The organism is Massilia sp. W12, from assembly GCF_037300705.1.
Classification (GTDB): domain Bacteria; phylum Pseudomonadota; class Gammaproteobacteria; order Burkholderiales; family Burkholderiaceae_D; genus JACPVY01.
In genome coordinates, this window is record NZ_CP147776.1 from 1,301,600 (window position 1) to 1,319,460 (window position 17,861).

General features: G+C 55.8%; 10 protein-coding genes and 1 pseudogene. 8 read left to right on the top strand and 3 right to left on the bottom strand.

Going from position 1 to position 17,861, the window contains the following annotated elements; all coding sequences use genetic code 11:
- Both V8J88_RS05380 and V8J88_RS05385 read left to right on the top strand, forming a co-directional pair.
- Complete coding sequence (locus V8J88_RS05380) at positions 1-5,613, top strand: RHS repeat-associated core domain-containing protein (protein WP_338848270.1); 5,613 nt, start codon at positions 1-3, stop codon at positions 5,611-5,613.
- Complete coding sequence (locus tag V8J88_RS05385) at positions 5,603-5,989, top strand: hypothetical protein (RefSeq protein WP_338848271.1); 387 nt, start codon at positions 5,603-5,605, stop codon at positions 5,987-5,989. Before V8J88_RS05380 ends, V8J88_RS05385 begins: the two co-directional genes overlap by 11 nt.
- Before the next feature lie 232 nt (positions 5,990-6,221).
- Here V8J88_RS05385 and V8J88_RS05390 read toward each other — a convergent pair whose 3' ends face one another.
- From V8J88_RS05390 to V8J88_RS05400, 3 genes are all read right to left on the bottom strand, one after another.
- Positions 6,222-7,448 carry a hypothetical protein gene (locus tag V8J88_RS05390; RefSeq protein ID WP_338848272.1) on the bottom strand — a complete coding sequence of 409 codons (1,227 nt, stop codon included), beginning with the start codon at positions 7,446-7,448 and terminating at the stop codon, positions 6,222-6,224.
- The gene (locus V8J88_RS05395) at positions 7,445-7,726 is read right to left on the bottom strand and encodes a hypothetical protein (RefSeq protein ID WP_338848273.1); all 282 of its coding nucleotides are present in this window, start codon (positions 7,724-7,726) and stop codon (positions 7,445-7,447) included. Before V8J88_RS05395 ends, V8J88_RS05390 begins: the two co-directional genes overlap by 4 nt.
- A 286-nt stretch (positions 7,727-8,012) precedes the next feature.
- Complete coding sequence (locus tag V8J88_RS05400) at positions 8,013-8,768, bottom strand: helix-turn-helix transcriptional regulator (RefSeq protein ID WP_338848275.1); 756 nt, start codon at positions 8,766-8,768, stop codon at positions 8,013-8,015.
- A 183-nt stretch (positions 8,769-8,951) separates the two neighbouring features.
- Between V8J88_RS05400 and V8J88_RS05405 the strand changes: the two genes are divergently transcribed.
- The 6 genes and pseudogenes from V8J88_RS05405 (at position 8,952) to tnpB (ending at position 17,768) form a co-directional block, all read left to right on the top strand.
- The gene (locus V8J88_RS05405) at positions 8,952-9,638 is read left to right on the top strand and encodes a LuxR C-terminal-related transcriptional regulator (RefSeq protein WP_338848276.1); all 687 of its coding nucleotides are present in this window, start codon (positions 8,952-8,954) and stop codon (positions 9,636-9,638) included.
- 193 nt (positions 9,639-9,831) lie between these two features.
- On the top strand, positions 9,832-15,345 hold the full coding sequence (locus V8J88_RS05410; protein ID WP_338848278.1) for an RHS repeat-associated core domain-containing protein: 5,514 nt from the start codon (positions 9,832-9,834) through the stop codon (positions 15,343-15,345).
- Positions 15,320-15,853 carry a hypothetical protein gene (locus V8J88_RS05415; RefSeq protein ID WP_338848280.1) on the top strand — a complete coding sequence of 178 codons (534 nt, stop codon included), beginning with the start codon at positions 15,320-15,322 and terminating at the stop codon, positions 15,851-15,853. Before V8J88_RS05410 ends, V8J88_RS05415 begins: the two co-directional genes overlap by 26 nt.
- A 669-nt stretch (positions 15,854-16,522) precedes the next feature.
- Positions 16,523-16,753, top strand: coding sequence for a hypothetical protein (locus V8J88_RS05420; protein ID WP_338848282.1), 231 nt, complete (start codon positions 16,523-16,525; stop codon positions 16,751-16,753).
- Positions 16,754-16,824: 71 nt separating this feature from the next.
- Positions 16,825-17,031: pseudogene (locus tag V8J88_RS05425) on the top strand (IS5/IS1182 family transposase); the annotation flags it as partial.
- A gap of 392 nt (positions 17,032-17,423) precedes the next feature.
- On the top strand, positions 17,424-17,768 hold the full coding sequence (gene tnpB / locus V8J88_RS05430) for an IS66 family insertion sequence element accessory protein TnpB (protein ID WP_338844870.1): 345 nt from the start codon (positions 17,424-17,426) through the stop codon (positions 17,766-17,768).
- Positions 17,769-17,861: the final 93 nt, after the last annotated feature.

Consider the following 17,861-nt stretch of genomic DNA (forward strand, 5'->3'; position numbering starts at 1 on the left):
ATGGCTAAAGAAACCGTCACCCAATCCAGCCGCTTCTTTTGCGTGAGCTTAGTGCCGGATTTTTGTAAAACCCCGGTCGGCCCCGCCACGCCGCCGCTGCCTTACACCATCAAGGGCGAATTCAAACAAACCAGCAAGCCCAGCAAAACCCTTAAAACGCACAGCGAGCCGGTGTTTTTGCACAATACAAGCGTGATTCCCAGCGTCACCGGGGACGAACCCGGGGTGGCCAAGGGCGTCAAGAGCAATACCGTGGGCAAACGGGTGGAGAGCCTGCGCTTTTCCAGCAGCTATGGCGCAAACAACACCAAGACCATCGAAGTCGGCCACATGGTGTGGATGAATGACCGCAACACAGTGGGACAGATTCAGGAACGCGGCGCACAGCCGGCCAAGCCGACCCAGGCCGACTGGACGGATAAATTTCAACAAGGCTTTAAACAGACCGAGCAAAAAGTCACGCAAAAGCTGCAAGACTTGTCCAAACAAGTGAATCAAAAGGTGAAAGCCAGCAGCAACGCCTTGCTGGATCAAGGCGCCAGTATTTTGCAAAGCATTCACCAGAAAGCAGAAAACGTGCGCATCAGCTTGCAACCGCTGGCGCGCGAGTGGCAAAACGGCAAATCGCAAGCCTTTCACGCCTTTGGCCAGGACGCCATGGACACCGGCGGTAAAATCGGCGTCGGCAGCGCGGCGCTGGGCGTGGCCGGCTTGGGCGTCGGCGCCACCGGGATTGGCGCGCCGGTGGCGGTGGTGATGGAAGGCGGGGCCGCCGCCGGCGGCGTAGTGGCTGCCGGCGTAGGCGGAACCGGGGCCGTGGTCGATTCCGGCGCCACCTTGCTGGACGACGCAGCCAACTTCATCCTCAACGGCAAAACCCCGGATTTAGTGGCCAGCGCCAAACAAATCGGCAGCAATGCATTGCAACTCTTACCCATCGCCAAGCTGCGCGGCCTGGCCGGCAAACTCTTGCCCAAGGGCGCAGCGAAAGCGCCCAAACCCGGCGCGCCGGCCCCCAAACCGCCCGCCAAGCCACCCAAACCGCCCGCCAAAGACCCGCCAGCCAACCGCAGCGGACGCGATGGCGGCAAAATCAAACCGGGTAAAAAACCCAAGCAAGACAAGCCCAAGGACGAGTGTCCCAAGAATTGCGCCACCGGCGGCGCCAATCCGCGCCCGGTCAAATCACGCCGCCCGGTGCACTTTGGCGCCGGTGAAGAAATTCTGTATCAGACCGATTTCGTCACGCGCGGCAGCCTGGGACTGGAATGGACGCGCTGCTACCGCTCCGGCAGCGCAGCGCAAGACTGGGGCGTGCTGGGCGCACGCTGGTCTTTACCCTACAGCGCCAGCCTGTCGATCTCGCGGCGCGGCATCGTGTATCACGACGCCAGCGGGCGCGCCCTGCGTCTGCCGCGCATCGCAGTTGGCGAGCGCCATGCTGTCCCCGGTGAAGGTTTTACCTTGGAACGCAGCAGCGAGACAGAATGCATCCTGCATTGGCAGGACGGCAGCCAGGACCGCTTCACACGCGGCCCGGATGGCTGGCTGCCGCACGGGCATGATGGCGTCAACGCCATGCTGCGTCCCGGCGCGCCATTAGCGGTGCGCAGCTATCACTTAAGCCGGCATCAAGCCGCCAATAGCCAGGGCTATCGTGTACTGCGCGACTTCGCCGCCGCCCCCGGCGCGGTGATGCTCGAAGTGCATGGCGACGATGGCACGGTATTGCGCGCGGTGCGCAGCCAGAGCGCGGCGCAACACAGCCCGCACAGCCAACCAGTGATCGGCGAAGTCTGGCAACTCTTCGAGGATGGCGCAGCGCAATGTATGGCGCGCTATGAATATGGGACAGAAGACTGGGCCTGCGCCGCGCCGCCGCCAGGCTTCGCGCCGCTAGCCGACAGCTGGCCCGGCGGCGAGGAGCAAGTAGCGCAACACGCCCCCGCCTTGGCAAACCAGGGTTTGCCGCATCCTGCCTTCCTGCAACTGCCGCCACGCTTAAATCTGACGGCGCAACGCAATGCCCTGGATGCGCGCCGCGAGTATGCCTACCGCCTGCACCTGCTGCAGCGCTACACCGATTATCTGGGACATGGCTTCACGCTGGAATGGATCAGCCTGGAGGCTTTGCGCGCCAGCTGGCGGCGGGACTTGAGCAGTATGACGCCGGAACAATGCGCCGCATGGCAAGCCGAGTGCGCAGCCCTGGCGCCGATCCGCTTAAGCAGCAGCCAGCAAGCGCGCGCCATCGTCAGTGGTGCGGAGGACGGCGCGGAGCGGGTGCAGATCCGCTATCTGGATGAAGACAGCACCGAAGTGACAGAGGCCGACGGCAGTCGCCATCTGTACTATTTTAATGACGCCTGGCTGGTGACAGCCTACCAGGCATGGCAGCCCGGCATGCAAGACGAACCGGAACGCCCGGTGCAACTTGGCAAACGGCGCTGGAGCCGCGAAGGCTGGCTCTTGAGCGAAAGCGACGCCAACGGACATACCGAACAATACAGCTACGATGCGCATGGCAATTTGATTGAACAAATCGACGCCTGCGGCGCGCGCACCCGTATCGAGTATGACGCCGGCAACCGGCCCATCCGCATTCAGGATGCGCTGGGCGGCGATACCCGCATGGAGTGGGACGCAGGCGGGCAACTGCTGCGCCACATTGACGCACTGGGACACTGCACCGCCTATGCCTGGGATGCGCAAGGGCGCTTAAACGGCGTGCAAGACGCGCGCGGCGGCCAGACACGTCTGCAATACGATGCCGCCGGGCGGCTGATACGGCATACCGATTGCTCGCAACGCAGCACGGAATACAGCTACGACCGCAGCGGCAATTTGTTGCGCCAGACTGATGCCATGGGACAGAGCACCAATTACCGCTACGATGCGCTGGGCCGCCTGCTGCAAGTGATGTACCCCGATGGACTGAGCGAAACCCTGGAATGGGACGCGGCTGACAATTTAATCTGTCACACTGACACAGGCGGAGCGCAAACGCGCTATCGCTACAACAATCTGCAATTGCCGGTTGAGCGGATTGATGCGCTGGGGCAGCGCATGCGTTACGGCTATGACGCCATGGGACGTTTGAGCATGCTGGAAAACGCCAACGGCGAGCGCTGCAGCTTTGCCTACAACCGGCAAGGCTGGCTGATCCGCGAAACCGGCTTTGACGGCAAAGTGACAGAATACCAATACGACGCGGCGGGCCGGCTGCAAAGCAGCGCCAGCGCCGGGGCGCAAACGCACTATGTGCGCGATGCGCTGGGCCGCATCTTAGCGCGCAACAGCGCGGATGACACTGTGCGCTTTGATTGGGATGCGTTGGGACGGCTCACCGCCGTGGAAAACCGGCACGCCAGCATGCGCATGCGTTATGACGCGCTCGGACGCCTGCTGGAAGAGCGGCAGCTGCTGCGCCTGCCTACAGAGATCCGCAGCGTGATGCAAACCCTGCATGCGCAAGCGGCAGCGCAAAATAATCAGCAAAACAATCAGCAAAACAATCAGCACGCTAACCAGCAAGCCAGCGCAGCCGCCGCCGCCAGCGCAGCCAGCCAAGACCATGACGAACTGCCGCACAGCATCGCGCTGCTGACGCGCCACGAATACGACGCCTTAGGCAACCGCATCGCCAGCGTGCTGCCGAACGGGCGGCGGCTGGACTGGCTGCGCTATGGTTCCGGGCATTGGCATGGAACCTTGTGGCAGGGACAGGAAATCGCCCACATCGAGCGCGACGCGCTGCACCGCGAAGTGCGGCGCAACATCGGCTACCGCCGTGGCGCACAGCAAAACAGCCGTGGCATTGAACTGGAAAAACACTACGACGCACAATCGCGCCTGTCCCGCTTCGCACTGTACAGCGCACACAGCCAGCAAAGCCGCAGCTATGAATACGACCGCGCCGGCCACCTGCAGCGCATCACAGACAGCCGGCGCGGTTTGCAAGAATACCGCTACGACCCGCTGGGCCAATTGCTGCAAGCCACGCAAAGCGGCCACACCGAACGCTTCGCCTTCGACCCGGCAGGCAATTTACTGCAAGAAGGCAGCGCCAATCAGCCTAACGCCGCGTCAAACACCGGGCCAAACACCGGGACAAACGCAGCGCAAATCAGCGCGCCGCCCGGCCTGGGCCGGCTGACCCACAATCTGCTGCAACAATGGGGCGGCTGCCGTTACGCCTACGACAAACAGGGCAATATGATCAAACGCAGCCTGCAGCATGGCAGCCTGGAAGATCAGAGCGAATATGCATGGGACGCACAGCAATGTTTAAGCAGCATGCAGCGCAGCTACGCCGGACGGCGCTACCGCGCGCATTATGTGTATGACGCCTTCCAGCGCCGCATCGCCAAATACGTACACAGCGCGCGCCACGACGCGCAAGGCCGGCTGCAGGAAGAAGGGGCGGAACTGTATTACTTCGTCTGGGATGGCGACGTATTGCAGCAGGAAATCCGCTTCACCCAGCACCTGCCGGGGCAGCCGGCCATGCACAGCGCCAACCATAGCGGCCGGCACAGCGCCAGAGATTACGACAGCGCCGACCTGCCAAGCCCGCACGCCACCCGTCCCCTGCCGGCGGGACAGGGGGAATGCACCACCTATCTGTACGAAGCGGACAGTTTCGTGCCGATGGCGCGCACAGTGAGCCGGCACGAACAGGAGGAATTCGCCGCCAGTGCAGTGTATCTGCCGCCGGCGCCAGGCTGGGCCAGCGCACGCGACCAGCTGGCGCAAGCGCAAGCCTGTGACAGCCATTGCCAGGCCCTGCAACACGCGCGGGAAGAATGGCGGCATCACCAAATCCAGGCGATCAGAGAAGAACGCGCGGCGCGCCTGGCGGCGCAAGACGCTCAACTCTACTACCACTGCGACCACATCGGCGCCCCGCTGGAGCTGCTGGACGAAGACGGCATCGCACAATGGTCAGCGCGCCGCCTGAGCTGGGGCAAGCTGCACGACATCCAGGACAAACACGCCAGCCAGCCTTTGCGCTTCCAGGGGCAATATTTCGACGCGGAAAGCGGTTTGCATTACAACCGCTATCGGTATTACGACCCGGAAGTGGGAAGGTTTGTTTCGCAGGATCCGATTGGGCTGCAAGGAGATAGCAATATTTATCGTTATGCGGCTAATCCTGTTTCATGGATTGATCCATTGGGGTTGGCTGGGCATAATTGCATTGATGATGCTGCGCGTGAGGTTTTAGTTCAAGCTAATGCAAAGTCGATTGCAAAAAATAAGGAATATGGTGGACTTATTTATAAGAGAGGGAATCGGTATTATGCCACTAATCCAATTCAGGGAGCAGGGCGATCATTTTCTCCAAAAAAGGCATTTAAGTACGTACCAAAAGATGCACAAGTTGTTGGAGATTATCACACTCATGGAGATTATTCAATTGAAGGGAAAGGGAAGAAAATAATCAGGACTGGTGAAGCAAGCAGAGATGATTTTGATAGCGATGCTTTTTCAAATAGTGATAAGAGGATACATAGGGATGCTTGCGCAATGTTTTCAAAGCATAGATCTTATCTTGGAACTCCAAGTGGAAAATTCTATGTAATGGAGAATGGGGCTATTCATGGTTTTTGATATAAGAATTTTTGATCAATTCTGGAATGATCATATTGAAATTGATGGCGGTATTCTTTCCGCCAAAAAAGAGGGGGTAAATTTTTTTAAAGATAAAGGAGAAAAAGAAGGTTTTTTTCAAAAATTACTTTTTCATGGTATGGAGAAATTAGTTGAAGATTATGGGGGGGGGGTTAACCTTGATGGTTATTGGATAATGATGTGGGAATATCCAATAAAGCCTTATTGCTGTATCTCATTTGTTCCAAAAATAGATTGGAATGGTGGGGCTGGATTTCAGATTCCAAAAGCGGGAGTATGGAAGAATGGGCCTGGGGTGAGTTATTACTATGATTATGAGAAATGGGAACTAATGAGGAAGGTTCGCATGAGGTAGGGCGGATTCAAGGTGCAAGTGCAACACCCTTGAATAGAGGGGGGGCTTTCATTGCATGAACCATGATTGTCTGACAATTTTGCTCGACTCAAGGGTAAGCGCCATTCTGGCGCGGCTACGCCGTCCTTGAGCCGATCGAAATTGTCAACCCTTTGTTTTTCAAGCAATAAATCCATTCCCGACAAGGGCGGGGGTGTTGCTCTTGGTTTTTGGGTCTGGCCGGACCCCACCTTTACTCGCCGCTGAAAATATTTTTTCTGGATGTGGCGCGTTTTTGCCGCGCTTCATATTCAAGCGCTTCTGCTCTGGCGTATAGCTGTTGGCTGTAGCGGAAAACGCCAACAGCAGCACCATTCAAAATTAACATCAATTCACCATTTACGCCTTTAATGGAAAATTTGCCGGCTTGACCATTACTCTCCATATTTGGGTAGAGCCACCAATTCAATAAACATGGTTCGCTCGTAATTTCCAGTGCGATACAAGCGGCTTTTTTTGCCTGATCCGGGTCGGAAAAGGGGCCGAGATGGGTTTGGCTGTCCAGAGAATAAAACCATACGCCATTTTCGCGGTGCAGCAATATCACTTCCCGGCTGTAGGCCGTGCTCATAATGATATGATTGCCGCCTGTACCCATCATATAACACATGGCGCGGTCAAAATCCGTCTCATTGGCAGCAGGTCTGCTGTCCGTACAAACCACTTGAATATAACCTTCAGCCAAGGCCATTTGTTCCACTGTGGCATGCTGTAATTTTTCTATGATCCGCTGACACATTGGACTGATATCACTGCTGCCAGCTTTCATTGAAGTGAGATGTGTGAGTGCGGAGAGGCGGTCTTCTGCTACTTGCTTGAAATGACGAATGATTAAGTAGCTCCCAATGAGGCAACCAAAGGAGCCTAATATAAGCATTGTAATTAATGCCCTCAACCCCACTTTATTTGACTGCGAACTCGGAGAATAGCCATGCCATAAAACATATGCTGCACAGATCGCCAGCAAAGCAGAAAGCCAGAATGGTTTCTTGATTGCTATACGCCAAGGTTCGATGGGTAGTAGGGTTGTAATAAAGCCATGATCGGGCCAGCATAGGCGGGCAAGTTTGATCGCTGTAATGCTTGAATTTGCAATTAACCAAGGCCAACTTTCAAAACCTACCCACCAAAGCACAAAGCCAAGCAATTGAATGAGTGAGTCAAAGAAGTATATATATGAGATATCTTGCAATATTGGTAGGCGATATTTTCTGGCGGGTAATTTTGCCATGCAATGCAAGCAAATAAAAATGGATGTTGCTTGTATGAATGTCGATATATAAAAATTCAAGTCAGGCATTAATGCTTTAGTTATTATGGCATAGTATTTTTCACCATAGTTAAACCATGCACAACCAACTAGTATCCTAAAAAGGATTTCCAAATAATGAGGATTTGTTGGGATTTTATTCATTTTCATCTTGGCGGTGGGGGATCGTATGGGGTATTTATCATTGGTGCGAGATCGGAAAATCTAGAATACCCGTCACTCTGCGCATGTTGATTTGGGATTGAAGTTGTTAAATTTAACTTGGATTGTGTTGGGATTTCTGGCATTTCAAACTCAGGCATGTATTGGTGAGTTGGCAGATGTTCAGAAAATTGTACCACTCCACTTACATCAATGTGAATTTGTTGCGACAAATCAAGCGGAAGAACGGCAAAACTGTTGTAATGCAAACTGAAAATTGTTTCCATGAAATCACCTGTGTTTACAAACGTAAACACAATATTATCATGTGGCAAGTCATTGAAACAAGCTGCCCGGCGCATGCGTCACGCCATATTCATTTCTGATGCATGATCAGTGTCACGTTGCATCTTCAAATGGCAATCCATTATTTTATTCAGCTATTCACTCTGGCTATTGTCGGCGCAGGCTGGATGCGCCTGCTGAGATAATGACCCCGCAAGCATTTTTCAGGCGCCGCAAACGGGCGTCGTGTCACGCATTGAGCGCGGTCGTTGTCGCAATGAGCGTTATTCATGCCGCCTTCCCTGTCTCCACCTGCGTCACGTCAAAGCCGAGTATCTGATCAAAAAATGCGCAGCCTTCCGTGCTTTGGCAGGCCGTCGCCAATTGCACATCGCTCACCTCTGCCGGCGTCGTTGCTATCTCCAGCGCAGCCAAGGCCGCTTTTTGCAAACGTTCAGGCGCTTGCCGGAAATGCGCAATGCGGGCGCGCGCTGCCGCAGAAAACACCGTGTGGCTTTGCAACAGCGCCAGCGCGGCTTGCAAACCTTGCGGCGTGGCGTGTTGCGCGGCTTGCAGCAAGTCATGAAATTGCCGCGCCGCGCTGTTTTCGTGGATCTTGCATAACTGATCCAGCGCGCTGTGCAGGCAGTCCGGGCGCAAGCCGCCATCGATCAAATTCACCATCGTCAAAAAGACTTCACCGCGCACATGCGACGGCAGTTTGGCAAAAGCCGCATGGCGCTGGCTCACATCCAGCGCCAGACTGGCGGCGTCTGCGCTGATGCTGTTGCGCTGGCGTGGCATACGTTGCAAGCCGGCGCGCGCGGCTTGCGCCACACATTCCGGTAAATCCAATTTGGCAAGTTCGGCCATATTCACCATTTCAGCGACCGAAGGCGCGTGCCGGCCCGATTCCCAGGCCGAGACGTTCGGCTTTTTACAGCCGTAACGCTCGCCAAACGCATCCTGGCTCTCGCCCAGAATACGCCGGCATTGCTGAACAAATTCACTGATGATCTGTGCGGGTGGGGGAGTGGTTTTCATGATCTGCGGAGTATAACTTCGATGCAAAAAACTGACAAATCAGATAAATTTTACAGTTTCATTGAAGAGTTCACATAAACAAAATATACTTTGCAAACTTTTGCAAACCATAGCCGCATGCGTGCCAGTCTGGTCAGGCGTGTTGGCATGGTAAGGGTGACCTTCATCTCAATAGGAGAAATCATGCATACATTATTATTGCTGAGCGATTATGCTGCTGTGGCCCAAGGTTTGAGCGTCATGCTGGGGCCGGAATATGTTCTCAAAGCCTTGCCGCCCCATGCCACACTGGCCGAAGGCCTAAAGCAGGGCGATCATGCGCTGGTTTTGCTCGATACCCAATGGCGCGGCGGGCAGCACTTCGGCATTACTTTGCGCCAATGTGTCAGCTATAAAACCCCGACCGTGCTGTTTGGCTATTCCTTGTATTCGCACACCCTGGCCGACGCCATCATTATGGGCGCGCACGGCTATTTACCGCCGTCCACCCAGCCGGCAGAATGGCGCGCCGCCTTGCAACAAGTGCTGGCGCAGCAATATGTGTTTTCGCCGGATCAGGTCTTATCTACGGTGCGCCACATGGGCGAACTTGTGCCGGAATTGAGCGAGCGCGAACGCGGTATTTTGGATTTGCTCTTGCTCAACGAAAATATGGAAAACCTTGAAATTGCTAAGAAACTCAATCTGTCCACCGGGCGCACCAAAAATGTTCTGACCGGTATTTATCGCAAATTCAATGTGGAAACCCGCCATCAGCTGATTCATGTCGCGCGTCAACGCGGTTATTACCCTGGCATGCCTTTGGAAATGTACGCCAAATTCTTTAAAAAATACGGATTACAAAAGCCGCGCCGTGCGCATGGCGCTTGAGCGGTGGATGCAATTGCGTCATGGCCGGGCGGGCGCAATATGCTAAAGTGCGGGCAAACTGATTCGCCTGTCGCCATGCCGTCTTCCATGCTCACCCATCGCTGCCAAGCGCAGCTCATTGCCGCTACCCGCCAGGCCATCCAGATGGCGCCGGGCGGCTTGGGGTTGCGCCGCCCCCCGCTGGAGCCGCGCCATGGCTAAAGAAACCGTCACCCAATCCAGCCGCTTCTTTTGCGTGAGCTTAGTGCCGGATTTTTGTAAAACGCCGGTCGGCCCCGCCACGCCACCCTTGCCTTACACCATCAAGGGCGAATTCAAACAAACCAGCAAGCCCAGCAAAACCCTTAAAACGCACAGCGAGCCGGTGTTTTTGCACAATACAAGCGTGATTCCCACCGTCACCGGGGACGAACCCGGGGTGGCCAAGGGCGTCAAGAGCAATACCGTGGGCAAACGGGTGGAGAGCCTGCGCTTTTCCAGCAGCTATGGCGCAAACAACACCAAGACCATCGAAGTTGGCCACATGGTGTGGATGAATGACCGCAACACAGTGGGACAGATTCAGGAGCGCGGCGCACAGCCGGCCAAGCCGACCCAGGCCGACTGGACGGTTAAATTTCAACAAGGCTTTAAACAGACCGAACAAAAAGTCACGCAAAAGCTGCAAGACTTGTCCAAACAAGTGAATCAAAAGGTGAAAGCCAGCAGCAACGCCTTGCTGGATCAAGGCGCCAGTATTTTGCAAAGCATTCACCAGAAAGCAGAAAACGTGCGCATCAGCTTGCAACCGCTGGCGCGCGAGTGGCAAAACGGCAAATCGCAAGCCTTTCACGCCTTTGGCCAGGATGCCATGGACACCGGCGGTAAAATCGGCGTCGGCAGCGCGGCGCTGGGCGTAGCCGGCTTGGGCGTCGGCGCCACCGGGATTGGCGCGCCGGTGGCGGTGGTGATGGAAGGCGGGGCCGCCGCCGGCGGCGTAGTGGCCGCCGGCGTAGGCGGAACCGGGGCCGTGGTCGATTCCGGCGCCACCTTGCTGGACGACGCAGCCAACTTCATCCTCAACGGCAAAACCCCGGATTTAGTGGCCAGCGCCAAACAAATCGGCAGCAATGCATTGCAACTCTTACCCATCGCCAAGCTGCGCGGCCTGGCCGGCAAACTCTTGCCCAAGGGCGCAGCGAAAGCGCCCAAGCCCGGCGCGCCGGCCCCCAAACCGCCCGCCAAGCCACCCAAACCGCCGGCCAAAGACCCGCCAGCCAACCGCAGCGGACGCGATGGCGGCAAAATCAAACCGGGTAAAAAACCCAAGCAAGACAAGCCCAAGGACGAGTGTCCTAAGAATTGCGCCACTGGCGGCGCCAATCCGCGCCCGGTCAAATCACGCCGCCCGGTACACTTTGGCACCGGTGAAGAAATTCTGTATCAGACCGATTTCGTCACGCGCGGCAGCCTGGGACTGGAATGGACGCGCTGCTACCGCTCCGGCAGCGCAGCGCAAGACTGGGGCGTGCTGGGCGCACGCTGGTCTTTACCCTACAGCGCCAGCCTGTCGATCTCGCGGCGCGGCATCGTGTATCACGACGCCAGCGGGCGCGCGCTGCGTCTGCCGCGCATCGCAGTTGGCGAGCGCCATGCTGTCCCCGGCGAAGGTTTTACCTTGGAGCGCAGCAGCGAGACAGAATGCATCCTGCATTGGCAGGACGGCAGCCAGGACCGCTTCACACGCGGCCCGGATGGCTGGCTGCCGCACGGGCATGATGGCGTCAACGCCATGCTGCGTCCCGGCGCGCCATTGGCGGTGCGCAGCTATCACTTAAACCGGCATCAAGCCGCCAATGGCCAGGGCTATCGTGTGCTGCGCGACTTCGCCGCCGCCCCCGGCGCGGCGATGCTCGAAGTGCAGGGCGACGACGGCACGGTATTGCGCGCGGTGCGCAGCCAGAGCGCGGCGCAACACAGCCCGCACAGCCAACCAGTGATCGGCGAAGTCTGGCAACTCTTCGAGGATGGCGCAGCGCAATGTATGGCGCGCTATGAATATGGGACAGAAGACTGGGCCTGTGCTGCGCCGCCGCCAGGCTTCGCGCCGCTAGCCGACAGCTGGCCCGGCGGCGAGGAGCAAGTAGCGCAACACGCCCCTGCCTTGGCAAACCAGGGCTTGCCGCATCCGGCCTTCCTGCAACTGCCGCCACGCTTAAATCTGACGGCGCAACGCAATGCCCTGGATGCGCGCCGCGAGTATGCCTACCGCCTGCACCTGCTGCAGCGCTACACCGATTATCTGGGACATGGCTTCACGCTGGAATGGATCAGCCTGGAGGCCTTGCGCGCCAGCTGGCGGCGCGACTTGAGCAGTATGACGCCGGAACAATGCGCCGCATGGCAAGCCGAGTGCGCAGCCCATGCGCCGATCCGCTTAAGCAGCAGCCAGCAAGCGCGCGCCATCGTCAGCGGTGCGGAGGACGGCGCGGAGCGGGTGCAGATCCGCTATCTGGATGAAGACAGCACCGAAGTGACAGAGGCCGACGGCAGTCGCCATCTGTACTATTTTAATGACGCCTGGCTGGTGACAGCCTACCAGGCATGGCAGCCCGGCATGCAAGATGAACCGGAACGCCCGGTGCAACTTGGCAAACGGCGCTGGAGCCGCGAAGGCTGGCTCTTGAGCGAAAGCGACGCCAACGGACATACCGAACAATACAGCTACGATGCGCATGGCAATTTGATTGAACAAATCGACGCCTGCGGCGCGCGCACCCGCATTGAGTATGACGCCGGCAATCGGCCCATCCGCATCCAGGATGCGCTGGGCGGCGAGACCCGCATGGAGTGGGACGCAGGCGGGCAACTGCTGCGCCACATTGACGCACTGGGACACTGCACCGCCTATGCCTGGGATGCACAAGGACGCTTAAACGGCGTGCAAGACGCGCGCGGCGGCCAGACCCGTCTGCAATACGATGCCGCCGGGCGGCTGATACGGCATACCGATTGCTCGCAACGCAGCACGGAATACAGCTACGACCGCAGCGGCAATTTGCTGCGCCAGACCGATGCCATGGGACAGAGCACCAATTACCGCTACGATGCGCTGGGCCGCCTGCTGCAAGTGATGTACCCCGATGGACTGAGCGAAACCCTGGAATGGGACGCGGCTGACAATTTAATCTGTCACACTGACACAGGCGGAGCGCAAACGCGCTATCGCTACAACAATCTGCAATTGCCGGTTGAGCGGATTGATGCGCTGGGGCAGCGCATGCGTTACGGCTATGACGCCATGGGGCGTTTGAGCATGCTGGAAAACGCCAACGGCGAGCGCTGCAGCTTTGCCTACAACCGGCAAGGCTGGCTGATCCGCGAAACCGGCTTTGACGCTAAAGTGACAGAATACCAATACGACGCGGCGGGCCGGCTGCAAAGCAGCGCCAGCGCCGGCGCGCAAACGCACTATGTGCGCGATGCGCTGGGCCGCATCTTAGCGCGCAACAGCGCGGATGACACGGTGCGCTTTGATTGGGATGCGCTGGGACGGCTCACCGCCGTGGAAAACCGGCACGCCAGCATGCGCATGCGTTATGACGCGCTCGGACGCCTGCTGGAAGAGCGGCAGCTGCTGCGCCTGCCAACAGAGATCCGCAGCGCGATGCAAACCCTGCATGCGCAAGCGGCAGCGCAAAATAATCAGCAAAACAATCAGCAAAACAATCAGCACGCTAACCAGCACGCCAGCGCAGCCGCCGCCGCCAGCGCGGCCAGCCAAGACCATGACGAACTGCCGCACAGCATCGCGCTGCTGACGCGCCACGAATACGACGCCTTAGGCAACCGCACCGCCAGCGTGCTGCCGAACGGGCGGCGGCTGGACTGGCTGCGCTATGGTTCCGGGCATTGGCATGGAACCATGTGGCAGGGACAGGAAATCGCCCACATCGAACGCGACGCGCTGCACCGCGAAGTGCGGCGCAACATCGGCTACCGCCGTGGCGCGCAGCAAAACAGCCGTGGCATTGAACTGGAAAAACACTACGACGCACAATCGCGCCTGTCCCGCTTCGCACTGTACAGCGCACACAGCCAGCAAAGCCGCAGCTATGAATACGACCGCGCCGGCCACCTGCAGCGCATCACAGACAGCCGGCGCGGTTTGCAAGAATACCGCTACGACCCGCTGGGCCAATTGCTGCAAGCCACGCAAAGCGGCCACACCGAACGCTTCGCCTTCGACCCGGCAGGCAATTTACTGCAAGAAGACAGCGCCAATCAGCCCAACGCAGCGACAAACACCGGGACAAACACCGGGCCAAACGCAGCGCAAATCAGCGCGCCGCCCGGCCTGGGCCGGCTGACCCACAATCTGCTGCAACAATGGGGCGGCTGCCGTTACGCCTACGACAAACAGGGCAATATGATCAAACGCAGCCTGCAGCATGGCAGCCTGGAAGATCAGAGCGAATATGCATGGGACGCACAGCAATGTTTAAGCAGCATGCAGCGCAGCTACGCCGGACGGCGCTACCGCGCGCATTATGTGTATGACGCCTTCCAGCGCCGCATCGCCAAATACGTACACAGCGCGCGCCACGACGCGCAAGGCCGGCTGCAGGAAGAAGGGGCGGAACTGTATTACTTTGTCTGGGATGGCGACGTACTGCAGCAGGAAATCCGCTTCACCCAGCACCTGCCGGGGCAGCCGGCCATGCACAGCGCCAACCATAGCGGCCGGCACAGCGCCAGAGATTACGACAGCGCCGACCTGCCAAGCCCGCACGCCACCCGTCCCCTGCCGGCGGGACAGGGGGAATGCACCACCTATCTGTACGAAGCGGACAGTTTCGTGCCGATGGCGCGCACAGTGAGCCGGCACGAACAGGAAGAATTCGCCGCCAGTGCAGTGTATCTGCCGCCGGCGCCAGGCTGGGCCAGCGCACGCGACCAGCTGGCGCAAGCGCAAGCCTGTGACAGCCATTGCCAGGCCCTGCAACACGCGCGGGAAGAATGGCGGCACCACCAAATCCAGGCGATCAGAGAAGAACGCGCGGCGCGCCTGGCGGCGCAAGACGCACAACTCTACTACCACTGCGACCACATCGGCGCCCCGCTGGAGCTGCTGGACGAAGACGGCATCGCACAATGGTCAGCGCGCCGCCTGAGCTGGGGCAAGCTGCACGACATCCAGGACAAACACGCCAGCCAGCCTTTGCGCTTCCAGGGGCAATATTTCGATGCGGAAAGCGGTTTGCATTACAACCGCTATCGGTATTACGACCCGGAAGTGGGAAGGTTTGTTTCGCAGGATCCGATTGGGTTATTGGGTGGGGAGAATTTCTATTTATATGCACCTAATGTAATTGAATGGGTTGATCCTGTAGGGATGAACGCTATTCCTCAAAATCCGGGGGTCGTGCGAAGGTTTATGCCTAGCAAAGAATGCAAACAATTTAGAAAGAGTGGTTTTACATATGACCCATCAGATAGTAGAGGAGGGATAAGTGTTACTTCCGTACATGTTAAACCTTGTAACCCGGAAAAAATTAAGCACAGCACCGGAGCACTAGGAGCTGATTGTTATGTGGATATCAACACGATTGGATTAAATGTGGCTCTGAAAGGCATGACCAAAGGTGGTGTTGCTGATTGGAAGATCAAAGATAATGTTGGAATAGAAAGGATAGTTGGATATGGATCTGTCAAGAAAAAATGTTGATCATGACGCTCTATTTTGGTTAATGAAAATAATTGATATTAGCGATCAAATAACGCAGGTTTCACGAGAGAAAGGGTTAACTATAATTGATGAAGCTAGACGTAGCGAAGATGTGTTGGAATTTGCACGAAACAATTATGACAATTTAAAAAATATTTTGCAAAAAGGTTTATTTAAAAATACTATTTTTTCACTTTTATTAGAAGTGAATCCAGTTGATGCAAAGAAATTCCTTGTAGATTGGTACTTGCGAGAGGATTTGCATTATGATAATTTTGTGATTGGTTATAAAGGGATGTTGCAAGAATATTTCGAGGCAATAGTTGATGTTTGTGGGGCTGAAGAGCTACGATTGTTGTTGCGATCTAATGGAATAGATAAAAAGAAACTAAATGACTATCGCATGCATCAAGCAATAATGAGTTGTGTTGATGAGTTGGAGACAACAACAGATGTCAAAAAATGGCTTGGAATTGGTAAATTCTTTCAGAATTTGGAATCTGAATAATACCTGAATCCGTGATCTCGCACGCTTTTTTTGATGAATTCTATTTTAAAAACAACAGCTTACGCTCATAGTAGAGCTCACTCAGCATGATAGTTAATATTGCTAATTTAATGTTACTATTAAGCGTGAAAATTTCTATGCAAATCAATGAGTTACGTTGGTGATATTTCCAGGTGAAGTCTTTTTTTAAATGGAGAAAGGCTTGATATTTCGCGGAAAAATTCGTAACCCATTGATTTATATGGACTTCTTAAATTTTCTTGCAAAACATCGGCGATTTTGCAACCCTTTGATTTTAAAGGGTAATTTCACGGCTTCGTAGAGGCTGAATAGGCACGAAAAGTGATTGTAATACTTCCGCCAAGAAAGAAATGGAAATAGAGACACAGTCATTTGAACAGGCGCGGAATTTGGCCCTTAAAAAGCTTGGATCAATTGTACCTGAGTCTAGGGTACAACAAATTGGGCAATTCGGTGTGGGAAAGGATAAGGTTGTCGGTTTTTATGGCATGGATGTAGATGGTACATTCAAGCGATATCGCCTAGATTATGATCCAGACAAAGGTCCACATATTAATATTGAAATAGGGAAAGGAGATTGCGCTAAGAAATTTGCAATTAAATTCCAGGAAATGAGAAGACTATCAAGAAATTACTTAGGAGAAATTCATGATTACAAGAAAATTTCGCTCTTCATCACTTTCGAAAGGGGGAGATTGGCAAGTTGTTGAGATAATGGAGGGAGTTGACCTTGAAAGCGAAATTATTAAAAGGGGCTATGTTATATCTCCAGAAGGTAGAATTGGTTGGAGTAAAGTAAATAATAAAAAGCTATGCAAATTTAATAATGAGTCTCCCCTGAACAATTCCCAACCTCCTGATTTTATTGAAAAAAATTGAGGAATGGAGACCGCAGAATTGCAAGAAATGATTAAAATAGAATTCATTTCCGGCAAAAAGCGGAGGGGCAAATGGGGCCGAAACCGACGGGGACAGTAAGCGCGGATATGTTCCGACAAAGGCTTGATGAGTTGGTCAACCCCAAACATCCATTGGTGAAGTTGGCCGATTTGATGGATTGGAGCGTGTTCGAGAGGGAATGGACGACGCATTTCCCGTCATCGCGAGGCAGACCAGCAACTTCTACGCGCCTGATCGCAGGCCTTTTGTATCTGCAACGTAAGCGCCCAACCGCCCCATCTCCCCAAGCCCACAAAACCCGCGCATGCTGTGCCCATCAAACTGGAGGGGCAAGTATGCAAAGCAAATCACCGAAGAAAAGCAGAGAAGAATGGCTCGCGCACGTGCGGGCGTGGCGCATGAGTGGGCAAACGCAAAGCGCGTATTGCCGGCAGCACGAAATCAATCTGCCGGTCCTGCAATACTGGATCAAGCGCAGCCGCAGCGGATCTGAAAGCGCGCCGCTGACCTTGGTTGCCGCACAAGCGCCAACTGGCGCCATTTCTGCCCCCATCAGCGGCAATCTGACGCTGGAATGCGGCGCGCAGCGGTTGCATATTCCGCTGCATGTTCCGGCGCAATGGCTGGCTGCTTTATTGCGAGAGCTGGCGTGAGCTGGCCGCAGCCTAAGCAAATCTGGCTGGTGCAAGAGGCGATGGATATGCGCGCCGGCATCGATAGCCTGGCCGCGCGCATTCAGCACAGCTTGGGACGCACGCCGTCGGATGGCGCTGCATACGTGTTTCGCAACCGGCGCAACAATCGCCTCAAGGCGCTGGTGTTTGACGCCAGCGGCATTTGGCTGTGCCAGCGCCGTCTGCATCAAGGCGGCTTCACCTGGCCGGAACCGGGCGCGCAAGTGTTTCTGCTCAACACAGAACAATGGGAATGGCTGTGTAAAGGCGTGGATTGGCGCCGTCTGAGCGCTGCCCACATCCCCGCCTGGCTGTATTGAAATGCGCTTTGGCAACGATCCGACTGGTTCTTGATCAGGTAAAAAAATCCCATGAAAGAAACCGCAAAAAAGATGGTGTTTACGCAGGAAAAA

Bases quoted from the DNA above. Each gene is read 5' to 3' on its own strand.
- V8J88_RS05390 (WP_338848272.1), bottom strand. From the start codon at position 7,448: ATGAAAATGAATAAAATCCCAACAAATCCTCATTATTTGGAAATCCTT.
- V8J88_RS05415 (WP_338848280.1), top strand. From the start codon at position 15,320: ATGGATCTGTCAAGAAAAAATGTTGATCATGACGCTCTATTTTGGTTA.
- V8J88_RS05380 (WP_338848270.1), top strand. From the start codon at position 1: ATGGCTAAAGAAACCGTCACCCAATCCAGCCGCTTCTTTTGCGTGAGC.
- V8J88_RS05395 (WP_338848273.1), bottom strand. From the start codon at position 7,726: ATGGAAACAATTTTCAGTTTGCATTACAACAGTTTTGCCGTTCTTCCG.
- V8J88_RS05410 (WP_338848278.1), top strand. From the start codon at position 9,832: ATGGCTAAAGAAACCGTCACCCAATCCAGCCGCTTCTTTTGCGTGAGC.
- V8J88_RS05405 (WP_338848276.1), top strand. From the start codon at position 8,952: ATGCATACATTATTATTGCTGAGCGATTATGCTGCTGTGGCCCAAGGT.
- V8J88_RS05420 (WP_338848282.1), top strand. From the start codon at position 16,523: ATGATTACAAGAAAATTTCGCTCTTCATCACTTTCGAAAGGGGGAGAT.
- V8J88_RS05400 (WP_338848275.1), bottom strand. From the start codon at position 8,768: ATGAAAACCACTCCCCCACCCGCACAGATCATCAGTGAATTTGTTCAG.
- V8J88_RS05385 (WP_338848271.1), top strand. From the start codon at position 5,603: ATGGTTTTTGATATAAGAATTTTTGATCAATTCTGGAATGATCATATT.